Genomic DNA, 18022 nt, shown 5'->3' with positions numbered 1-18022 from the left:
TGTGCGCGCATGCAGGCCTGATGCGCGCCCGGTGAAATAGGATCGGGGCGCAAGACGGCCTATCTTTGACCCAATCGCAATGCGAAAGGAATAACGATGGGCCTGCTTGTCGACGGCGAATGGCATGACACCTGGTATGACACCAAATCCACAGGCGGGGCGTTCAAACGCTCGGCCGCACAGTTTCGCAACTGGATCACCGCCGATGGCGCGCCCGGCCCCTCGGGGCGCGGCGGGTTCGAGGCGGAATCTGGGCGCTATCACCTTTATGTCTCGCACGCCTGCCCTTGGGCGCACCGCACACTGATCTTTCGTGAGTTGAAAGGGCTGAGCGACCACATCTCGGTCTCGGTCGTGCATCCGGATATGCTGGATAAAGGTTGGACCTTTGAGACCGACGACCATGGCGCGACCGGCGACAAACTGTTCGGATCAGAATTTGCCCATCAAATCTACACCCGTGCCGACCCTCACTATTCGGGCCGCGTTACGGTTCCGATCCTGTGGGACAAAGTTGAGAAAACGATCGTGTCGAACGAAAGCTCGGAAATCATCCGCATGTTCAACTCGGCTTTCAACGGGATCACCGGCAACACAGACGACTACTGGCCCGAGGCAATGCGGGACGAGATCGAAGAGGTCAACGCGCGCATCTATTCCGATGTCAATAACGGGGTCTACAAATCCGGCTTTGCCACCTCGCAAGAAGCTTATGACGCCGCGGTTGGCCCTCTGTTCGACACGCTGGACTGGCTTGAGGATCGTCTGGCCCGGAACCGCTATCTTATGGGTGACCGCGTGACCGAGGCCGACTGGCGCCTGTTCACCACATTGATCCGGTTCGACCCGGTTTATCATTTACATTTCAAGTGCAACAAGCGTCGGTTGGTGGACTACCCGAACCTCTGGGCCTTTACGCGGGAGCTATATCAATGGCCCGGCGTGGCGCAGTCTGTGAACATGAACCACATCGTGCGCCACTATCACTTCAGCCATGACAGCATCAATCCGCACCGAATTATTCCGGTGAATCCAACGTTGGACTATTCAGAACCCCATGGGCGGGATCAGCGCCCCGCCGCGTAGTGTTCGACCATGGCCGCCAGATCCTCGGGCGGGGTCGAGCTTTGGACATAGGCGCAGGCATTGGCGCTATGGGCAAAGATTGATCCGTCCGAGAAGAATGTGGTGTTGGTGACGAAGATCACTCGCGCCTCGGGCCTGCGATAGCTTGCGAAATCGGCAACCGCCAAGGCGCTGCCGGTTTCCAGAACCAGATCCAGCACGATGATATCGAATGCGGTACCATACAGTGCCAGGATCGCGGCCTCTTGCGTTTCGACCAGCGTGACTTCGGCCTCCTGCCTTTGCAGATGCCGCTGCCAGACCCGACCTAGATCGGGGTTACTCTCAACAATCAGTACTTTCATTTGCAACAACCTCGGCACGTGATATGGGTGAGTGGTGCCGACCCCTGTTGTCCGTGATCACGCGATTTCCTTAACAAAGTGTTAACAAGGCCCGCACAGCGCCGTGATCGGGCGGATTCGCTTGTAAGAACGGCAAAAATCCGCTTGAAGCATGAGAAATAGGCGATTCCGGCTGGGGCAGATGGTTGGACAGGATGACAGATTGAACCCTCGGGCTGCGCGCGATCATGGCGGAGGGCTGGATGGCGCGATGACGCGGTTTGGGGGCACGCGCGCAGACTGGATCGATCTGTCCACGGGGATCAATCCGCATGCTTATGAGGTCTCGGGCCTGCAGCCTCCGGACTGGAAGGAACTGCCGGATCATGGCGCGTTCGAACGCCTCTCGGACGCGGCGCGGGTGTTTTGGAACGTGCCTGATGGGGCCGAGATTCTGCCATCGCCTGGTGCCTCTGCGGTGATTGCCCGCGTGCCCGCGCTGACCAAAGCCGGTCGCGTGCAGATCACGATGCCCACTTATAACGAACATGCCGCTGCATTCACCGCTCAGGGGTGGACGGTGCACGAGAGCGGCCCGGCTCAGGCACGTGTCATCGTACACCCCAACAATCCCGATGGGCGCATCTGGCAGGACGCGGATGTCGACGCGCCGCTGACGGTGATCGATGAAAGCTTCTGCGACGTAACGCCCGAAGCCTCGCTGATTCATCTGGCCCAGCGGCCCGGCATCGTGGTGCTGAAGAGCTTTGGCAAATTTTGGGGGTTGGCCGGGTTGCGACTGGGTTTTGCAATTGGCCATCCCGATCTGATTGCACGATTGAACGACCTGACCGGACCATGGGCCGTATCCGGCCCGGCACTGCGGATCGGCGCGCAAGCGTTGCACGATGTAAAATGGGCTGACGAAACGCGCATGCGTCTGGCAAATGAAGCAACACGGTTGGATCAGCTTGTAACGGCCAAGGATGCGCGGCTGATTGGTGGCACCAGCCTGTTCCGCCTCTACGACGTTGATAACGCGACCGCCTGGCAAGACCGATTGGCGCGGGCGCATATCTGGAGCCGTATTTTCCCCTATTCCCGGACCTACCTGCGCCTTGGATTACCGCCAGCAGATGGTTGGGCCCGGTTGGAAGCAGCGCTGTGAGCACCGCGTTCCTATTGGTCTGCGCTATGTGTCTGGACGCAGCATTGGGTGAGCCGGATTGGCTGTGGTCGCGGATTCGCCACCCTGCCGTGTTGATGGGCAACGCGATTGGCTGGCTGGACAACCGGCTGAACCATGGAGCGTATCGCCGCCTCAAAGGGGTTGCGACGGTACTCATCCTGGTTGCGGTGGCACTCATCCTTGGCCGGTTGCTGGCGCTGCTTGGTCCGATCGTCGAGATCGTGGTCTGCGCCATCCTTCTGGCCCAGAAATCCCTGATCACCCATGTTCGCGCAGTAGGTGAAGGCCTGTTGACCTCGCTTACCGAAGGGCGCGCGCAGGTCGCCATGATCGTCTCGCGCGATACGCGGGACATGACCGAGGCGCAGGTGGCGCGCTCGGCCATCGAAAGTGCCGCCGAAAACCTGAGCGACGGGGTTATTGCCCCAGCCTTCTGGTTTCTGGTCGCAGGTCTGCCGGGGCTGCTGGTTTACAAGGTCGTCAACACCGCCGACAGTATGATCGGTTATCGCAACGACAAATACCGCGCCTTCGGCTGGGCAGCGGCGCGGCTGGATGATGTGCTGAACCTTGTCCCGGCACGCCTGACCTTCGTAATGATCGTCGCGCTGTCCAGCCAATGGTCGCGCTGGGGAGAGATGGTTGAGGATGCACGCCGCCATATCTCACCCAACGCAGGCTGGCCCGAGGCCGCGATGGCACGTGCGCTTGATATCGCACTGGCCGGACCGCGCAGCTATGATGGCCAGATGCGGGATCTTGCTTGGGTGAACGGGAATGCGCGGCAGAATATCGACGCGGCGGAGGTTTTTCGCGCATCAGACATGCTCTGGCAGGTATGGGGGCTTGCGCTTGGGCTCGTGTCGGTGTGGGTTGGGTTCAACTTCATATTCTGACGGATCAGCCTTATGCGTTTCCTTTCCGGCCTTATTGCCGCCGCCCTCTTCGCCTCGCCTGCACTCGCCCAATGCGGCGGCGGGTTCAATACCTTCGTCAAAGGGCTGAAAGCCGAAGCCATTCAGCAGGGTTACGACAAATCCACCGTCAACAGCTTTTTCAAGGGCGTGCAGCAGGACGGAGCCGTTCTGAAAGCCGACCGCGCGCAGGGCGTATTCCAGAAACCATTCATCGACTTCTCGCGGCGCCTGATTTCACAGAACCGGATCGACCGGGGCAAGGCCATGTCTGGCAAATACGACGCGGTATTTGACCGGATTGAGCAGGAATACGGCATTTCGCGCGGTGTGCTACTGGCATTTTGGGCGTTCGAGACCGACTACGGGTCCTTTCAGGGCGATTTCAACACTCGCAACGCGCTGGTGACGCTGGCCCACGACTGCCGCCGCCCCGAGTTGTTCCGCCCGCAGATTTTCGCCGCGATCGAGCTGTACAGCCAGGGCAATTTTGACCCCGCCCGCACCACCGGGGCTTGGGCCGGTGAAATCGGCATGGTCCAGATGCTGCCCCGCGACATTCTGGAAAACGGCGTTGATGGGGACGGAGACGGCAAGGTTTCACTAAAAACCTCGGCGCCAGATGCACTGATGTCCGGGGCCAAGATGCTGTCGCATCTGGGTTGGCAACCGGGTCAGCCATGGTTGCAAGAGGTCACCGTCCCCGCGCAGATGGACTGGTCTCTCTCTGGCCCCGGCAAGCCCCGCTCGGTGTCCGAATGGCAGGCGATGGGCGTGCAGGCGCGCAGTGGGTCGTTGGCAAATCTGCCTGCCTCACTGATCCTGCCACAAGGGCATAAAGGCCCCGCCTTTCTGGCTTACCCGAATTTCGACGTATATTTCGAATGGAACCAGAGCTTCGTTTACGTCCTGACCGCCGCTTATTTCGGCACACGGCTGGAAGGCGCGCAGATTTACGATGCAGGTAATCCAGCGCCGGGGCTGACGGGCGCGCAAATGAAACAGTTGCAGAGCAAACTGCAGGCGCGCGGGCACGACGTAGGCAAGATCGACGGCATCCTTGGGGCCGGAACGCGTGCGGCTGTGCAGGCTGAACAACTGCGTCTGGGTTTGCCAGCGGATGCGTGGCCAACGACACAGCTGCTGAAGCAGCTATAAGGGTCAGCGCCTAGGCAACCTTTGCAGGTTCACGTTTCACTGACGGATCAAACGCATGGATAGATACCAGCGAGCTTTCTGTGACGATGGCGGTATTGGGCTGTATTTCAACCCAGCCGTCACTGTCTGCATCAAGCGGCTCGGACGATATCACTATCCCGTCTTCAGAGGCCCGGTAATGCAAACTGGGTGCATAACGATCAGACGCATAGCGCGCCGCAAATACACGGCTGCCGTCTGACCAGCACGCAGCAAACCGCATATAAGGCAACGATCCGCATTGCCGGGACAGCGCTTCCACCCGCCCCACGGCCCGTGCCATTGCGTCGATCGGATTTGAATCCAGACCTTCGCCATGAGCAATCAAAAAGATCGCTTCACTTTCTGTCGCACCCATTCGGTGCCCGTATAAATGTGCCGGGATCATAGCATCGAGCTGCTGCCGGATTTGGTCATGCCCTCCAGCCTGGCCATTGTGCATGAAGCTCCATTTGCCAAATCCAAATGGGTGACAGTTGTTGCGCGAGGTCGCAGTGCCTGTCGACGCTCTTACATGGGCCAAAAACAGTCGTGATCGTGTATGATGAGCCAGTTGTTTGAGATTTGCATCGGACCACGCGGGATGAGTGTCCTTGTAGAAACAGGGCGTTTCGCGATCAGAATACCAGGACAGCCCAAACCCGTCGGCATTGATTGGTGTCTTCCCGATCAACGCGTTGCGGCTTTGAATGACAAGCGATTGCTCTTGCTCCTGAATCAATTCATCCAGATATCGCTGCTCCCCAACCCAAGCCAAAAAACGGCACATTTGGCATCCCCATCAGTTTTTCGATCCAGGGCATTCTACAACGTGATTTGACGATGATTATCCCGTTTTCTTCCGTTTTTACTCAAAACCTCTATCAAATTTACCAACTGATCGGGAATAATAGATCAATTACTCGCTCTGACCGGGTAGCGATCGCCTTTCTCGTCGATCAGGATCAACCGCTCACCACTGCGGACATATAGGTCGCATCGGCTGAACCCATTGCGATACGCTATGCAAACACTGCCGTCCCCGGCGATGGAATAGGTGCCAAAGGCGGATTCTCCGCTGGCATAGGTATAAGAATAGGCCCCTCCAGCCGAGTATTTGGACTGGCCGTCGTCGTAGAAAGTGAGAGTGCGGCCGGCCAAAGCCTCCAATTCTTCTGGCGTCAAGGGGACGTCACCGGGTTTCGTGAGCCATTCGGCAGCCCAGAGGGGGTTGGCCGCGAGCAATGCGAGGATGAAATATCGGATCATGATGCTAGCCTACCCTCATACACGGGTGATGGCTCATAACGTTGCAGTGATCGATCAAGCGACCATCTGCTCGGCCTTTTTCAGATCGACCGAAACCAGTTGGCTGACACCCTGTTCCTGCATCGTCACACCGAACAGCCGATCCATCCGCGCCATGGTCACCGCGTGGTGGGTGATGATCAGGAAACGCGTATCGGTCTGGCGGCACATCTCGTCCAGCAAGTCGCAGAAGCGGGTGACGTTGGCATCGTCCAGCGGCGCGTCGACCTCATCAAGCACACAGATCGGCGCGGGATTGGCAAGGAACACGCCAAAGATCAGCGCGGTCGCGGTCAGCGTCTGTTCGCCGCCCGACAGCAGGCTGAGAGTCGAGAGCTTTTTGCCCGGCGGCTGGCACATGATCTCAAGGCCCGCATCCAGCGGATCGTCGCTTTCGACCATGACCAGATTGGCCTCGCCGCCACCAAACAGATGCTTGAACAGCATGGCGAAGTTGGAATTCACCTGTTCGAACGCGGTCAACAGACGCTCGCGTCCTTCGCGGTTGAGGCTGGCGATGCCGCTGCGCAGGGCCTTGATCGCCTCTTCCAGATCGGCCTTTTCGCCGTTCAGCGTGTCGAATTCTTCCTGGACTTCTTTGCTGTCCTCTTCAGCCCGTAGGTTCACTGCGCCCATGGCGTCGCGCTGACGCTTGTGGCGGTTCACTTCGGCTTCAAGTGCGTCGGCGGCGGGCATCTGATCAGGGTTCACGTCCAGTTGGTTCAGCAGCTGGTTAGGCGTCAGTTGCTGATCCTCGGCAATGCGTTCTGCTGCGGCGACTACGCTTTCCTTGGCGGCGTCGCAACGCGCCTCAGCCGCCGCGCGGCTTTCGCGCGCCTCCGAGGCCAGACGTTCGGCTTCGCGCTCGGCAAGAACCACCTCGCGCTGCTGGGTCTCGGCCTCGGCCAACTTGTCGGCGGCTTCGGCGCGCCGAGCCTCAGCGGTTTCGATCAGCTCGTTCAGTTCTTCCCGTGCCTCGGCGATTTCGCTGGGGGCCGCCATCGCCTCGGTCAGTTCTTCTTCCGAGCTTTCCTTGCGTTCGGCCAGTTCCGATATCCGCTTTTCCGCCGTTTCCAGACGATGCCGCCAACCGCTGAGGTCCTTAGTCACCTCCTGCGTGCGCCGGGTGCGCGCCTCGCCCTCGCGGCGCAATTCATCATGCGTCGAGCGGTGGGTCAGCATGGTGATCCGCGCCGCCTCGACAGTCTGCTTGATGTCCTCGACCTGCGCGCGGGCGCTGTCGAGATCGCCCAGGCCAGTCAACGCGCCTTCAGCCTCACGCAGTTGTGCGCGGGCGGACATGGCGTCTTCCTTATGACGGTCGACCGCGAGTGTCAGTGTTTCCAGCTTGCCCTGCGCCAGATTTCGATCCGCCTCAGCCCGGCTGAGCATCCGCGCGGTTTCCGCCATGCGCTGATCCGCGGCACGGCGGGCCTCGCGGGCGCGGCGGTCGGCTTCGGTGACGTCGGCCAGTTGCTGCGACAGCGCTTCATGCGCGGCGCGAGCACCTTCGGCCTGCGCCTCGGTGCGGGTCAGTTCCTGTTTCAGCGCCTCAAGCTTGTTGAGCTGTTCCAAACGCAGGGCGGCAGCGCTTGGTGCATCCTCGGCCCAGGCGCGGAATCCGTCCCAGCGCCACAAATCTCCCGAGCGTGAGACCAAGCGTTGACCCGGTTTCAACGACGCCTGCAGGCGCGCGCCCTGATCCGCATCGACCAGACCGATCTGCGCAATACGGCGACTTAGGCGGTCGGGGCCGGACACATGCAACGCCAGCGGCTCGGCCCCGTCGGGCAAGGGCTGGTCGCTGTCATAGCCCGCTACCTGCACCCAACCTGAAGGTCCGTCGCCCTCGACCAACGGTGCACGCAGGTCATCCGCCAGCGCAGCCCCCAATGCCTTTTCAAAGCCCGTTGCCACCCGCAGCATGTCGAGCACTTGCCCACCCTCAGCCGTGTCGCGTTCGACCAGCTTGGCCAGCGCGGTGGTCTCGGCCCTTATCGCGCCCAGTTCACCCTCGGCCTCGGAGCGTTTGGCGCGCGCCTCGGCCTCACGCGCCTGTGTATCGTTGCGCAGCTCGTCGGCGGCGGCCAGTGCTTCTTCCGCTGCCTCAGCAGCTTCGCGGGCTTCTTCCTCACCCTCTTGCGCGGTCTCGAACGCCTCGCTGGCACGGGAAAGGGCATTGCGCGCCTCGTCCACGGCGGCGCGGGCCTTTTCTTCCTCACCCTCGGAACGAACCAGTGTCTTGCGGCTGTCTTCAACCAGTCGTTGCGCCGATTGGTGGCGAGCCACCAGACGGGCCATGTCTTCGGTTTCCTGCGACAGGTGATCTTCGCGATCCTGCAACACCGACGCGGCCTCGCGCGCAACTTCAGCAGCTTCAGCGACCTTTTCGTCATAGCCATCGGCGGCTTTTGCAAGCTCGCGGGCCTCCCATTCGAGCCGTTCGATCATCTCACCCGCGTCCCGGTTCAGACCGGATTCGCGTTCGATGTCGTTGCCCAATTGCTGGATACGGTTGGTCAGAGTCTCGATCGTCTGGCGTGCGCGGGTTTCCTGATCCGACAGCTGATCGCGCTGCACCTGCTGGCGCTGCAGGACGGCTGCGGCGATGGCCTCTTCCTCACGCAAGGGCGGCAGGGTTTCCTCGATCTCAGCGCGTTTGGCGGCGGATTCACGGGCGGATGCCTCGGCGCGAGAGGCTTCGGTGATCCGGTCGCGTAGCTTTTCCTCGGCCGCCTGACGGGCCATGTCGGCCTCTTTCCAACGGCGATAGAGCAGCATCCCTTCGGCCTGACGCAACAGCTCGCCGATCTCGCGATACCGCGCCGCCTGCCGGGCCTGACGGGCGAGTTGTGCCAACTGCCCGCCCAATTGTTCCAGCACGTCATCCACGCGGGTCAGGTTGGCCTCGGTGCCTTTCAGTTTCAGTTCTGCCTCGTGGCGGCGTTGATAAAGCCCGGAGATGCCGGCGGCCTCTTCCAGAATGCGACGTCGTGCGCGGGGTTTGGCGTTGATCAGTTCGGCAATGCGGTTTTGCCCCACCAGCGCAGGCGAATGCGCACCGGTCGAGGCGTCCGCGAACAGCATTTGAACGTCGCGGGCGCGCACGTCCTTGCCGTTGGTCTTGTAGGCACTGCCCACATCGCGGGTGATGCGGCGGACAATTTCCAACTGGTCGCTGTCGTTGAAGCCGGATGGCGCCAAACGTTCCGAGTTGTCCATCGTCAGGACCACCTCGGCAAAGTTGCGCGCAGGCCGAGTGGCAGCGCCCGCAAAGATCACATCTTCCATCGCGCCACCGCGCATGGATTTGGGACGGTTTTCACCCATCACCCAGCGCAACGCTTCCAGCAGATTGGACTTGCCGCAGCCATTCGGACCAACCACTCCGGTCAGCCCGTCCGCGATGATCAGATCGGTCGGGTCCACGAAGCTTTTGAAGCCTGTCAGTTTGAGTTTGCTAAAGCGCAATGGCTGCTCTTGGTATGATTCCTATGGGTAAGAAGTCTGCGCAACGGATGGGGGAGGTGTCAACGTGATTGCGCAGGATATGGGAGATTGGACCAAGTTATCCACAACATCTTGGCAAAACTACGCGGAGTCTCGCGTATCTCAGTAAGGCGAGCATTCAAAGACCTGATATCCGTAGTCTTCGTAATATCCGTAACCAACGCATTCATAGGGACGGCGAAGGAGTGCGCCGAAAATCAGTTTTTCCCCCAGTTCCTGGTCGCAGCCCAGCACGCCCACAGTGACGGCCGCATCGCCAAGAACGTCCAGAAGCGGACAGCCCGAGACCTGCGCCATGGCCAGCGCGGCCCGGTCACGGATCGGACCCAGACGCGGCGCGTATTGCGGGTTCACGCGGACGGCCTCGGCCAGTTCATTGCGGACGCGGACGTCGAAGATACTGCCATTCACCGCGACGCGCGTTGCGGGCAAGTCGCGAAAATAGGGTGTACCACCCGAGCAGGCGGCGAGGCACAGGAAAGCGAGCACGCGGATCATGCTGCTTTATTAGCGACAATATGGTTAATGAAACCTTTCCCCGGTTCAGGCGCGCAACACTTCTCCTAACCGGCGTATACCCTCGCGGATCGTGTCCTCATCCGAGTTGGAAAAACTCAGTCGAATGGTATTCGACCCGGTGTCGTCGGGATAGAAAGCCTGACCGGGTACAAAGGCCAACTTGACCGTTTCCAGCGCCCTCGCCAGCAGGTCGGCGCCGTTCATTTCCTTGGGCAGAGTGACCCAAATGAACATGCCACCCTCGGGTCGGGTCCAGTCGACGCCATTGGGCATGTGCTGGTTGAGCGCCTCAAGCATCGCATCGCGGCGCGCGGCATAGGTCTGGCGTAGCATGGGGACATGAGTGTCGAAGCGATCCCGTGCCACCTGATACACCGCCATCTGGTTGATCGTAGAAGAATGCAGATCAGCCGCCTGTTTCAGCAGCACCAGTTGCGAGATCACCGGTTTTGCTGCAACCACCCAACCCAGCCGCAACCCCGGTGAAAGAGTTTTCGAGAAGCTGCCGCAATAGATCGTCCGGCAGTTCTCGATCGATCCCTTGCGCGCCTGTTCTAACGCGAGGATCGGAGGGATCGGATCGCCGTCATAGCGCAGCGCTTGATAGGCTCCGTCCTCGATTACTGCGCAATCCAATTCATCTGCCAGATCGAGCAGCGCCTCCCTGCCCCGCAAATCGGCCGTCTCACCAGTCGGATTTGCAAAATCGGCGGAAAGATAAGCGAATTTGATCGGGCTGTTACCGGCGGCGGCCTGGTATTCGGCAGCCCCACGATTGCCATTGATGCTAAGCTGGTCAAAGCGCGGCTCATAAGCGTCAAACGCATTGAGCGCGCCCAGATATGTGGGCCACCCAACCAACGCAGTATCACCCGGTGACAAGAACAACTTACCCAAGTAATCCAGCGCTTGCTGCGAGCCTGAGGTGATCAGGATGTTGTCGATGCCGCACGTAACGCCGATCCCACGCATATGGTCGGCCAGCCATTCACGCAGCGGGGCATAGCCCTCGCTGACCGAATATTGCAGCGCCTGCGCCTGTTGATCTGGGCTAAGCGCATTTTGAAACGCTTCGGCGAAAGCCTCTGCTGGAAACAAAGCGGGCTCGGGAATACCGCCTGCGAAGGAAATGATACCGGGCTCGCCCAGCAGTTTCAGCAATTCGCGGATTTCGGAAGCCTTCATCCGAGCGGTTCGGGTGGCGTAGAGCTGATTCATCGTAGGGGGCCTCCTCCGCCCTTGGGACGCAGATTAGGCAATGCGCCTCTTATGTCAATAATTCTGACCTAATGTTTCAACCTCTGTGAGCGACTTGAACGCCCCTTACAAACGTGGTCAAGTGACTTGACCAATTCCAAGTGGTAGCCAGATGCCTTTTCAAAAAGTTCAAACCGAAAAACTGTCACTGGCTGTTGTGCGCCAGATCGAACTGCTGATCCTGCGCGGCATTCTGCGCCCCGGAGAACGCCTGCCCTCAGAACGGGAGCTGGCCGAGCGGATGGGCGTGTCGCGCCCGTCGCTGCGCGAGGCAATCTCGGACCTCCAGGAGCAGGGATTGCTGACTGCCAAGGCCGGATCGGGCATCTATGTGGCCGAGGTTCTGGGCTCGGCCTTCGCGCCAGCTTTGATCCGGTTGTTCGGCAATCACGACGAGGCAGTGTTCGACTATCTCTCATTCCGGCGTGACATGGAGGGTCTAGCGGCTGAGCGTGCCGCCCGCATGGGCTCGGGCAGCGATCTGAAGGTGGTGCAGACCATACTGGACAAGATGGAAGACGCCCACGCCCGCAATGCAGCCGAAGAAGAGGCGCATCTGGACGCCCAGTTCCATATGGCGATCATCGAGGCCAGTCATAACGTGGTGATGCTGCATATGATGCGGTCGATGTTCGATCTGCTGCGGCAGGGCGTATTCTACAACCGACAGATCATGTTCCAGCAACGCACCACCCGCGACGCAATTCTGGACCAGCACCGAGCCATCAACACAGCCCTGCAGGACCGCGACCCGAAAGGGGCACGGAAGGCGGTCGAGGATCATCTGAACTTTGTCAAAAGCTGCATGGCCGATCAGCAGAAGGCCCTGCGCAATGAAGAGATAGCGCAACAGCGTTTGAAGCACGAGACTGGAGAGGTCTGATCCTTCAAACTGGAAGCCACAAAAAGAAAAAACCCGAGAGCCTGAAGCCCTCGGGTTTTTAAAATAATATGATCCGGGCGATCAGTGTAGCTTTTCACCCACATCCGCGATGGATGCATCGATCAGCTTGTTCGCCTGCGTTGCGGTCATCTGTTTGGCCAGCACGGCGTTGGCTGCCGAAACCGCTACGGTGATGGCCTGATCGCGGACTTCCTTGACGGCAGATGCCTCAGCCGATGCGATCTGATCCTGCGCTGCCGCGAGACGGCGCGCGATGGATTTTTCCAGATCCACCTTAGCTTGTTCAGCCGCCAGAACCGCGTCTTCCTTGGCCGCGGCAACGATAGCTTCGGCCTGACCCTGAACTTCGCGCTGCTTGCGCTCGTACGAGGCCAGCAGACTGCGTGCTTCTTCATGCAGGGCGCGGGCTTCGTCCAGCTCGGCTTGAATACCTTCGGCGCGATTGTCCAGCGCACCACCGATCATACCGGGGACCTTGAAGTAGAACAGGACCGCGATAAAGACGATGAAGCCCAGAGTGACGACAAAGTCAGTGTTGGCAAGCGAGAAGAACGGGCCGCTTGCGGCCAGCGCGGGGCTGGCGGCACCAACGGTCAGGATAAGGGCAAGAGTGTTCCGCATGTCACTTATCCTTTCGTCTGCGCATCTACTGCACTGTTGATGGCTTTGGCATCCGCCTCGCCGCCCAGTGTTGTGACCAGTTCAGCCGCCGTATCCTTGGCAACCACTTGAATGCTTTCCAGCGCACCGGCACGGATTTCGGCAATTGCCTTTTCCGATTCAGCCGCCTTTGCAGCGATTTCCGCATCCGCCTTGGCAATCGCGTCATCCAGACCAGACTGGATTTCGGCGCGGGCTTCCGCTGCGATACGCTGAGCCTCAGAACGGGCATCGGCCAGCGCTTTGTTATAGGCCTCTTCGGCCTCGACCGCTTTGGCCTTCAGATCTTCGGCCGCAGCCAGGTCATTTGTAATGGTCCCCTGGCGTTCAGCCAGGATTGCCGCGATGCGGGGCAGAGCCACGCGGGACAGGACCAGAAAGATGACGACCAGCGTGATGACCAGCCAGAAAATCTGGTTGGGGAACCAATCGAAGCAGAGCTGCGGCATCCCGACGGCGTAGCCGCTGGAATCAACGCATGTGCCTACTACTTCTTCAGCAATGGGTTCAGTCGCCATGATGTCCTCCGTCGGAACGTTGTCTTTACAACAGATGGGCCGCTATGGCTTGGGCCCACCTGCGCGTAAGGATCAGGTTCCGCAGATTATACGGCGAACATCAGCAGCAGCGAGACCAGGAATGCGAAGATGCCCAGCGCTTCTGCGAACGCGATACCGATGAACAGGGTTGCGGTCTGCGAAGCAGCCGCCGAAGGGTTGCGCAGGGCGCCGGCCAGGAAGTTGCCTGCAACGTTGCCCACCCCGATTGCGGCTGCGCCGGAACCGATTGCTGCCAGGCCTGCGCCGATGTGTGCGAGATCGCCTTCCATGAGAATTCTCCTTACGATTTGGAAGTTTCGATGTTGGGGGTTCGGACCTTAGTGCGACGGATGCAGCGCATCTTTCAGATACACACAGGTCAGAATGGTGAAGACGTAGGCCTGAATGAAGGACACGAGGACCTCAAGGCCATACATTGCGGTGATCGCCAGAACCGACACGGGCGAGATCACGGCAATCGCGGCAAAGCCTGCGAACACCTTGATAACCGCGTGGCCTGCCATGACGTTACCGGCAAGACGAATGGAGTGGCTGACCGGGCGTACGAAGTACGAGATCAGCTCGATGATCGCCAGAACAGGGCGCAGCGCCAGCGGCGCGCTGGAGACCCAGAACAAGCCCAGGAACGCAGCGCCGTTCTTGACGAAACCCAAAACGGTCACGGTCAGGAACACGGCCAGCGCCAGCGGGATGGTCACGGCGAAATGCGATGTGGTGGTGAAGGACATGGGCAACATGCCCAGGAAGTTCGCGCAGACGATGAACATGAACAGGGTCATGACATAGGGGAAGTACTTGACGCCTTCCTTGCCGCAGATGTCTTCCAGCATTTTGTAGATAAAACCATAGGCCAGCTCGGCCACCGACTGCATCCGCGTCGGAACAATGGCGCGCTTGGACGTGCTGAGAACCAGCAGGGCAAAGATCGCCGCAATCGCCAGGAACAGCCACAGGGTCACGTTGGTGGGCGTGTACCAGGCAATCGCACCGTCGCCGAACAACGGCTTGACGATAAACTGGTCCATTGGATGGAAAGCCAGGCTGCTGCCTTTTTCTGCGGTGGTCTCGGTTGCCACGTTCAGTCCCTCTCGTCCTTCTCGGTCGCGCTTGCGGCCGCTTGTTTCTCTTGAACCTCTTTCGCGCTGCGGAGCATAACCTTCACGCCCGCGACAAGGCCCAGCAATGTGAACAGCACCAGAAAGATCGGGATCGTCCCGAGCAGGCTGTCCAGCCCGTATCCGATGCCAAATCCGATCCCCAGACCGGAAACCATTTCGATGACCATCCTCCAGGCAAGCTCGCCTCCGGATACGTCAGCATCCGCACGAGGTTTCGGCGCTTTGGCCTTTTTCGCCGCTTCGATCTTGGCCTCCAGCTGCGCCATACGCTGCTTTTGGTCATCTTCGGTCACGGGCGTTTCCCTCGCACAGTCTTGGGTAGGGTGCTAAGGGGCTGAGGGCGCAGAGTCAACGGCAATGAAGCCGCAGCATGAACGTCGCTAAGCATATGATTTTTATAATAAAATTACAGACCACGCGAAACCTGCCGATGGCGTATAATTCGCTGACCGGGCGGATAAGCCTGAATCCGCATATTCAACCAAATGGTTGACCAAACTCACAGGCTATGGTTCAGCGGAACCATGTCCAACGACCTCGACACTGTCTTCGCAGCCCTCGCCGATCCCACCCGCCGCGCCATCTTAGCGATGCTGCTGGAAGATGACATGGCCGTCACCGACGTGGCCGAACCGTTCGAAATGTCGCTGGCCGCGATTTCAAAGCATCTGGTGATCCTGACCAAAGCAGGTCTGATTTCTCAGGAAAAACGCGGACGGGTGAAGTGGTGCAAACTTGAACCCGACGCGCTTCGTGCGGCCTCGGTTTGGATGCAGGGGTTCGGACAGTTCGAACCGGTCAATCTGGATGCGTTCGAGCGGTTTCTAGAAGTTGAACTGCCCCCGGATGAGGCCTAACGCACAACTAAGACCGACATGCTGGCGTGTTTGGCCAGATATCCCGCGTGGCTGGACAGGATATAGTCTGTGATCTGGGGTGCGTGGGTTCCCACAACAATCAGATCGGCCCCCATTTCCTCTGCTGCGTGGGTCAGGTCCTTGTCGATCTCGACCGCGACATCAACCGAGTGAATGTTGCGTGTGTCCACACTTGTGCCGCTTTGCATCGCAATTTCACTGGCGCAGGTCAGCAATTCTTGTTTGATCGCGTCTGTTGTCAGGTGGCTATCCCCAGGCTGCGGGCCGGTGACGCTGACGATGGTCACTTTGGCGCCCTGCCATTTGGCCAATTGCGCGGCAACCTCGGTGGCTTTCTTGACCTCGGGCGGCAAGTGCAGGTCGACCGGGACCATGATGTGTTTGAACATATTGGCGTCCTCCTGATCCTGAGATATGTCGACCCGGGCGGTTCGCCAGCCTGACCCGTCGGGACGATCCAAACGGCAGGCTCAGCCCTCGCGGCTATATTCCACCCCGGTCACAACCCCCGTTGGGTCGGCACGACAGAGCCACGGAGCCTCGGCCCCTGCCACGAATACGCTGGTGACCGAGCCTGTCGGGCTGGACTGGGTCGACATCGCTTTGACACCATCAGGCCCTGTGCCGGTTTCGGCGCCCACCAGAGCTTCGCAGCTGGCTTGCAGGTCCGCCTCTGCAGCGTCTTTCGCGCTACCGGGGGCACAGGCGGACAGCGCCAGCAATGCGGGAATAAGTGACATTGTTTTCATGGCCCAGCTCCTTGGTGGTGACAGGCAGGCTGCCACATCAGGTAGAAATCACAAGCTTCAATTCGAGCGCACCGGAGTATTTGCAGGCGCGTCTTCTCCTTTCAGCAGCAACAACAGCGCAACAGCGGTGAGCCCGGCACCAACCAACACCAATGCCGTCGGCGCAGGACGTCCCAGGGCGATTTCCCACAGGATCACCCAGCTGGGCGTCAGGTAAGTGTAGGCCATGACCTTTGCCGCGGGCAAACGCAGGGCTGCAAACTGAACCAGTACAAAACTGGCGGCGGTCGCAAACAACGAGATGTAAAGCAGCGTCACCCAGACAATCCCGGGAAGGTTGCCCCAATCTACTGCACGGATATCGGACCAGCCCCAGACCGTCAGGATCAAACACCCCGCAACCAACGTACCGAAGGTGAACACCACCGCAGGCTCGCCCCGGTTCAATCGCCGTATCATCGGCGTATAGACGGCGTGCGCGGCGCAACCCCAGAAATAGATGATCTCGCCGCCTCCGATCTCGAAGACCTGAAAGGCTTGCCAATCCGCTCTAAAGATCACCCACAGCGCACCGACCGCACCGACCGTCAGGGCCAGCGCCATGCGTGGGGTGGTGATCTGGCGCAGCAGCACCCACCCGGCCAGCGCCGACATGACCGGGGTCAGCGTAAAGACCGCCGCCGCGCTGACCGGGGGAGCGGTTTTCAATCCGTAGAACATCAGGACAAAGTAGGCTCCGAACAATCCGCCAAGCACCAGATAGCGCCATGGTGCCCGAGCCGCGCTGCGCGGAATGCCCGTTGTGGCAATCGCAGCGATGCCGATCACAACCGCCGCAATCGCAAAGCGCGCTGCCGTGATCGCCGACGGTGCGATCTCATTTGCCGCCATTGAGCCAAGCGAGAAACTGCCCGCCACCAAAGCCGAGAATGTCAGCATGGCCAGATGGCCGCGCGCCTGCGGTGTCACGGCAGCCAGCCCCTGGATTGATCTTTCAGGAAGGATAGGAAAGCCTGCACCTTGGTGGTCCGGTGCAGATCCACATGAGTCACCAGCCACAGCTTGCCAGACCACTCGGGCAACGGTGCCATCACCTCGACCAGATCGGGATCGCGCGCGGCCTCCCAACGGGCCATAAAGCCGATGCCTGCACCGGCCAGAACAGCCTCTCGCATACAGAAATTATTGGTGCAGCGGAAAGTGATCGCCTGCTCCGGCGCGTTGGCACGCAGCCAGCGGGAAAACGGCGCGCGGCTGTTTTCGTCATCATTGCCGACGAAGTGGTGATTGGCGAAATCTGCAACGTCCGCGGGTTTGCCGTAGCGCGCGAGATAGGCCTTGCTGGCGAATAGTCCGACCTCTTGTGGAATGAACGGCTGCACCACATTGTCCGGTTGATCCGGCGCGGCCCCGGCGCGGATCGCCACATGCGCCTCGCCATATTCCAACCGGAACAGGCGGTCGCCGGTCAGATAGCGCACAATCAATCCCGGGTGGGTCTGCTGGAACTCGGTCAGCGTCGGTACGATGAGCGGGGCCAGTGAGGCCAGTGAGGTGACCACGATCTCGCCCGAGACATCGTCTCCGCGCCCCTTCATGCGACCAACCAACTGGTTGAATTGATCTTCGGTTGCCTGCGCGACACGCAACAGGTCCTCACCCGCTTCGGTTGGTGTGTACCCACGCGCGTGACGCTGGAATAGTTTGACGCCCAACCGTGCCTCGATCGCATCGATATGGCGGATCACGGTGGCGTGGTGCACACCCAGCACATCCGCCGCGCCGCTGACCGTTCCCATGCGCGCCACCTGATAGGCGGTTCTCACTTCATCCCAATTGTCCATTGCATCTGATCCAATGTGCAAATTCTA

General features: G+C 59.9%; 21 protein-coding genes. 6 read left to right on the top strand and 15 right to left on the bottom strand.

All coding sequences use genetic code 11. The features are described 5' to 3' along the window. The first annotated feature begins 96 nt into the window (after window positions 1-96). The gene (locus ACR0BI_RS19010) at window positions 97-1086 is read left to right on the top strand and encodes a glutathione S-transferase family protein (protein ID WP_170392636.1); all 990 of its coding nucleotides are present in this window, start codon (window positions 97-99) and stop codon (window positions 1084-1086) included. Here the strand turns inward: ACR0BI_RS19010 and ACR0BI_RS19005 are convergent. After that, complete coding sequence (locus tag ACR0BI_RS19005) at window positions 1068-1430, bottom strand: response regulator transcription factor (RefSeq protein ID WP_008756687.1); 363 nt, start codon at window positions 1428-1430, stop codon at window positions 1068-1070. The two genes, ACR0BI_RS19010 and ACR0BI_RS19005, sit on opposite strands and share 19 nt — an antisense overlap. 181 nt (window positions 1431-1611) lie before the next feature. Here ACR0BI_RS19005 and ACR0BI_RS19000 point away from each other — a divergent pair, with 181 nt between their 5' ends. The 3 genes from ACR0BI_RS19000 to ACR0BI_RS18990 are packed head-to-tail and all read left to right on the top strand — an operon-like array spanning window position 1612 to window position 4670. Beyond that, window positions 1612-2577 (top strand): threonine-phosphate decarboxylase, encoded by a 966-nt coding sequence (locus tag ACR0BI_RS19000; protein ID WP_170610037.1) that lies wholly within the window; start codon window positions 1612-1614, stop codon window positions 2575-2577. Further along, window positions 2574-3494, top strand: a complete 921-nt coding sequence (gene cbiB, locus ACR0BI_RS18995) for an adenosylcobinamide-phosphate synthase CbiB (protein WP_170425177.1) — start codon at window positions 2574-2576, stop codon at window positions 3492-3494. The genes ACR0BI_RS19000 and cbiB overlap by 4 nt, the downstream gene beginning before the upstream one ends. 12 nt (window positions 3495-3506) lie before the next feature. Next, complete coding sequence (locus ACR0BI_RS18990; protein ID WP_170565092.1) at window positions 3507-4670, top strand: lytic murein transglycosylase; 1164 nt, start codon at window positions 3507-3509, stop codon at window positions 4668-4670. A gap of 10 nt (window positions 4671-4680) precedes the next feature. Here ACR0BI_RS18990 and ACR0BI_RS18985 read toward each other — a convergent pair whose 3' ends face one another. The 5 genes from ACR0BI_RS18985 to ACR0BI_RS18965 all read right to left on the bottom strand — a co-directional run bounded on the left by ACR0BI_RS18985 (window position 4681) and on the right by ACR0BI_RS18965 (window position 11243). Then, window positions 4681-5478, bottom strand: coding sequence for a class II glutamine amidotransferase (locus tag ACR0BI_RS18985; RefSeq protein ID WP_170565095.1), 798 nt, complete (start codon window positions 5476-5478; stop codon window positions 4681-4683). 125 nt (window positions 5479-5603) lie between these two features. Next, window positions 5604-5957 (bottom strand): hypothetical protein, encoded by a 354-nt coding sequence (locus tag ACR0BI_RS18980; protein WP_480562515.1) that lies wholly within the window; start codon window positions 5955-5957, stop codon window positions 5604-5606. Between the two features lie 54 nt (window positions 5958-6011). Next, the gene (locus ACR0BI_RS18975) at window positions 6012-9467 is read right to left on the bottom strand and encodes a chromosome segregation SMC family protein (protein ID WP_480562516.1); all 3456 of its coding nucleotides are present in this window, start codon (window positions 9465-9467) and stop codon (window positions 6012-6014) included. A 141-nt stretch (window positions 9468-9608) separates the two neighbouring features. After that, complete coding sequence (locus ACR0BI_RS18970; RefSeq protein ID WP_480562517.1) at window positions 9609-10004, bottom strand: hypothetical protein; 396 nt, start codon at window positions 10002-10004, stop codon at window positions 9609-9611. Window positions 10005-10049: 45 nt separating this feature from the next. Further along, complete coding sequence (locus tag ACR0BI_RS18965) at window positions 10050-11243, bottom strand: aminotransferase-like domain-containing protein (RefSeq protein ID WP_480562518.1); 1194 nt, start codon at window positions 11241-11243, stop codon at window positions 10050-10052. A 151-nt stretch (window positions 11244-11394) separates the two neighbouring features. Between ACR0BI_RS18965 and ACR0BI_RS18960 the strand changes: the two genes are divergently transcribed. Next, window positions 11395-12165 (top strand): FadR/GntR family transcriptional regulator, encoded by a 771-nt coding sequence (locus ACR0BI_RS18960; protein WP_170392644.1) that lies wholly within the window; start codon window positions 11395-11397, stop codon window positions 12163-12165. An 81-nt stretch (window positions 12166-12246) separates the two neighbouring features. Here ACR0BI_RS18960 and ACR0BI_RS18955 read toward each other — a convergent pair whose 3' ends face one another. The 5 genes from ACR0BI_RS18955 to ACR0BI_RS18935 form a co-directional block, all read right to left on the bottom strand. After that, the gene (locus tag ACR0BI_RS18955; RefSeq protein WP_170392645.1) at window positions 12247-12807 is read right to left on the bottom strand and encodes a F0F1 ATP synthase subunit B; all 561 of its coding nucleotides are present in this window, start codon (window positions 12805-12807) and stop codon (window positions 12247-12249) included. A 5-nt stretch (window positions 12808-12812) separates the two neighbouring features. Further along, a complete protein-coding gene (locus ACR0BI_RS18950; RefSeq protein ID WP_480562519.1) occupies window positions 12813-13364 on the bottom strand; it encodes a F0F1 ATP synthase subunit B' in 552 nt (183 codons plus the stop codon). 86 nt (window positions 13365-13450) lie between these two features. Then, on the bottom strand, window positions 13451-13675 hold the full coding sequence (locus ACR0BI_RS18945) for a F0F1 ATP synthase subunit C (protein WP_005981269.1): 225 nt from the start codon (window positions 13673-13675) through the stop codon (window positions 13451-13453). Between the two features lie 48 nt (window positions 13676-13723). Then, a complete protein-coding gene (locus ACR0BI_RS18940) occupies window positions 13724-14482 on the bottom strand; it encodes a F0F1 ATP synthase subunit A (RefSeq protein ID WP_170392647.1) in 759 nt (252 codons plus the stop codon). Between the two features lie 2 nt (window positions 14483-14484). Further along, a complete protein-coding gene (locus ACR0BI_RS18935) occupies window positions 14485-14817 on the bottom strand; it encodes an AtpZ/AtpI family protein (RefSeq protein ID WP_170392648.1) in 333 nt (110 codons plus the stop codon). 231 nt (window positions 14818-15048) lie between these two features. Between ACR0BI_RS18935 and ACR0BI_RS18930 the strand changes: the two genes are divergently transcribed. Beyond that, complete coding sequence (locus tag ACR0BI_RS18930) at window positions 15049-15381, top strand: ArsR/SmtB family transcription factor (protein WP_170392649.1); 333 nt, start codon at window positions 15049-15051, stop codon at window positions 15379-15381. On the opposite strand, the gene ACR0BI_RS18925 is transcribed toward ACR0BI_RS18930, so the two are convergent. The 4 genes from ACR0BI_RS18925 to ACR0BI_RS18910 form a co-directional block, all read right to left on the bottom strand. Continuing rightward, window positions 15378-15791, bottom strand: coding sequence for a universal stress protein (locus tag ACR0BI_RS18925; protein ID WP_480562520.1), 414 nt, complete (start codon window positions 15789-15791; stop codon window positions 15378-15380). The genes ACR0BI_RS18930 and ACR0BI_RS18925 overlap by 4 nt on opposite strands. A gap of 81 nt (window positions 15792-15872) precedes the next feature. After that, window positions 15873-16151 (bottom strand): hypothetical protein, encoded by a 279-nt coding sequence (locus tag ACR0BI_RS18920; RefSeq protein WP_170392651.1) that lies wholly within the window; start codon window positions 16149-16151, stop codon window positions 15873-15875. Window positions 16152-16208: 57 nt separating this feature from the next. Next, window positions 16209-17120 carry a DMT family transporter gene (locus ACR0BI_RS18915; protein ID WP_170392652.1) on the bottom strand — a complete coding sequence of 304 codons (912 nt, stop codon included), beginning with the start codon at window positions 17118-17120 and terminating at the stop codon, window positions 16209-16211. Beyond that, the gene (locus ACR0BI_RS18910; protein ID WP_480562521.1) at window positions 17117-17995 is read right to left on the bottom strand and encodes a LysR family transcriptional regulator; all 879 of its coding nucleotides are present in this window, start codon (window positions 17993-17995) and stop codon (window positions 17117-17119) included. Before ACR0BI_RS18910 ends, ACR0BI_RS18915 begins: the two co-directional genes overlap by 4 nt. Window positions 17996-18022 lie beyond the last annotated feature (27 nt).

The sequence above is a fragment of the Ruegeria sp. E5 genome (assembly GCF_056534105.1).
Note: the sequence above shows the minus strand (reverse complement) of the source record. Positions and strands in the feature narration are given on the sequence as shown.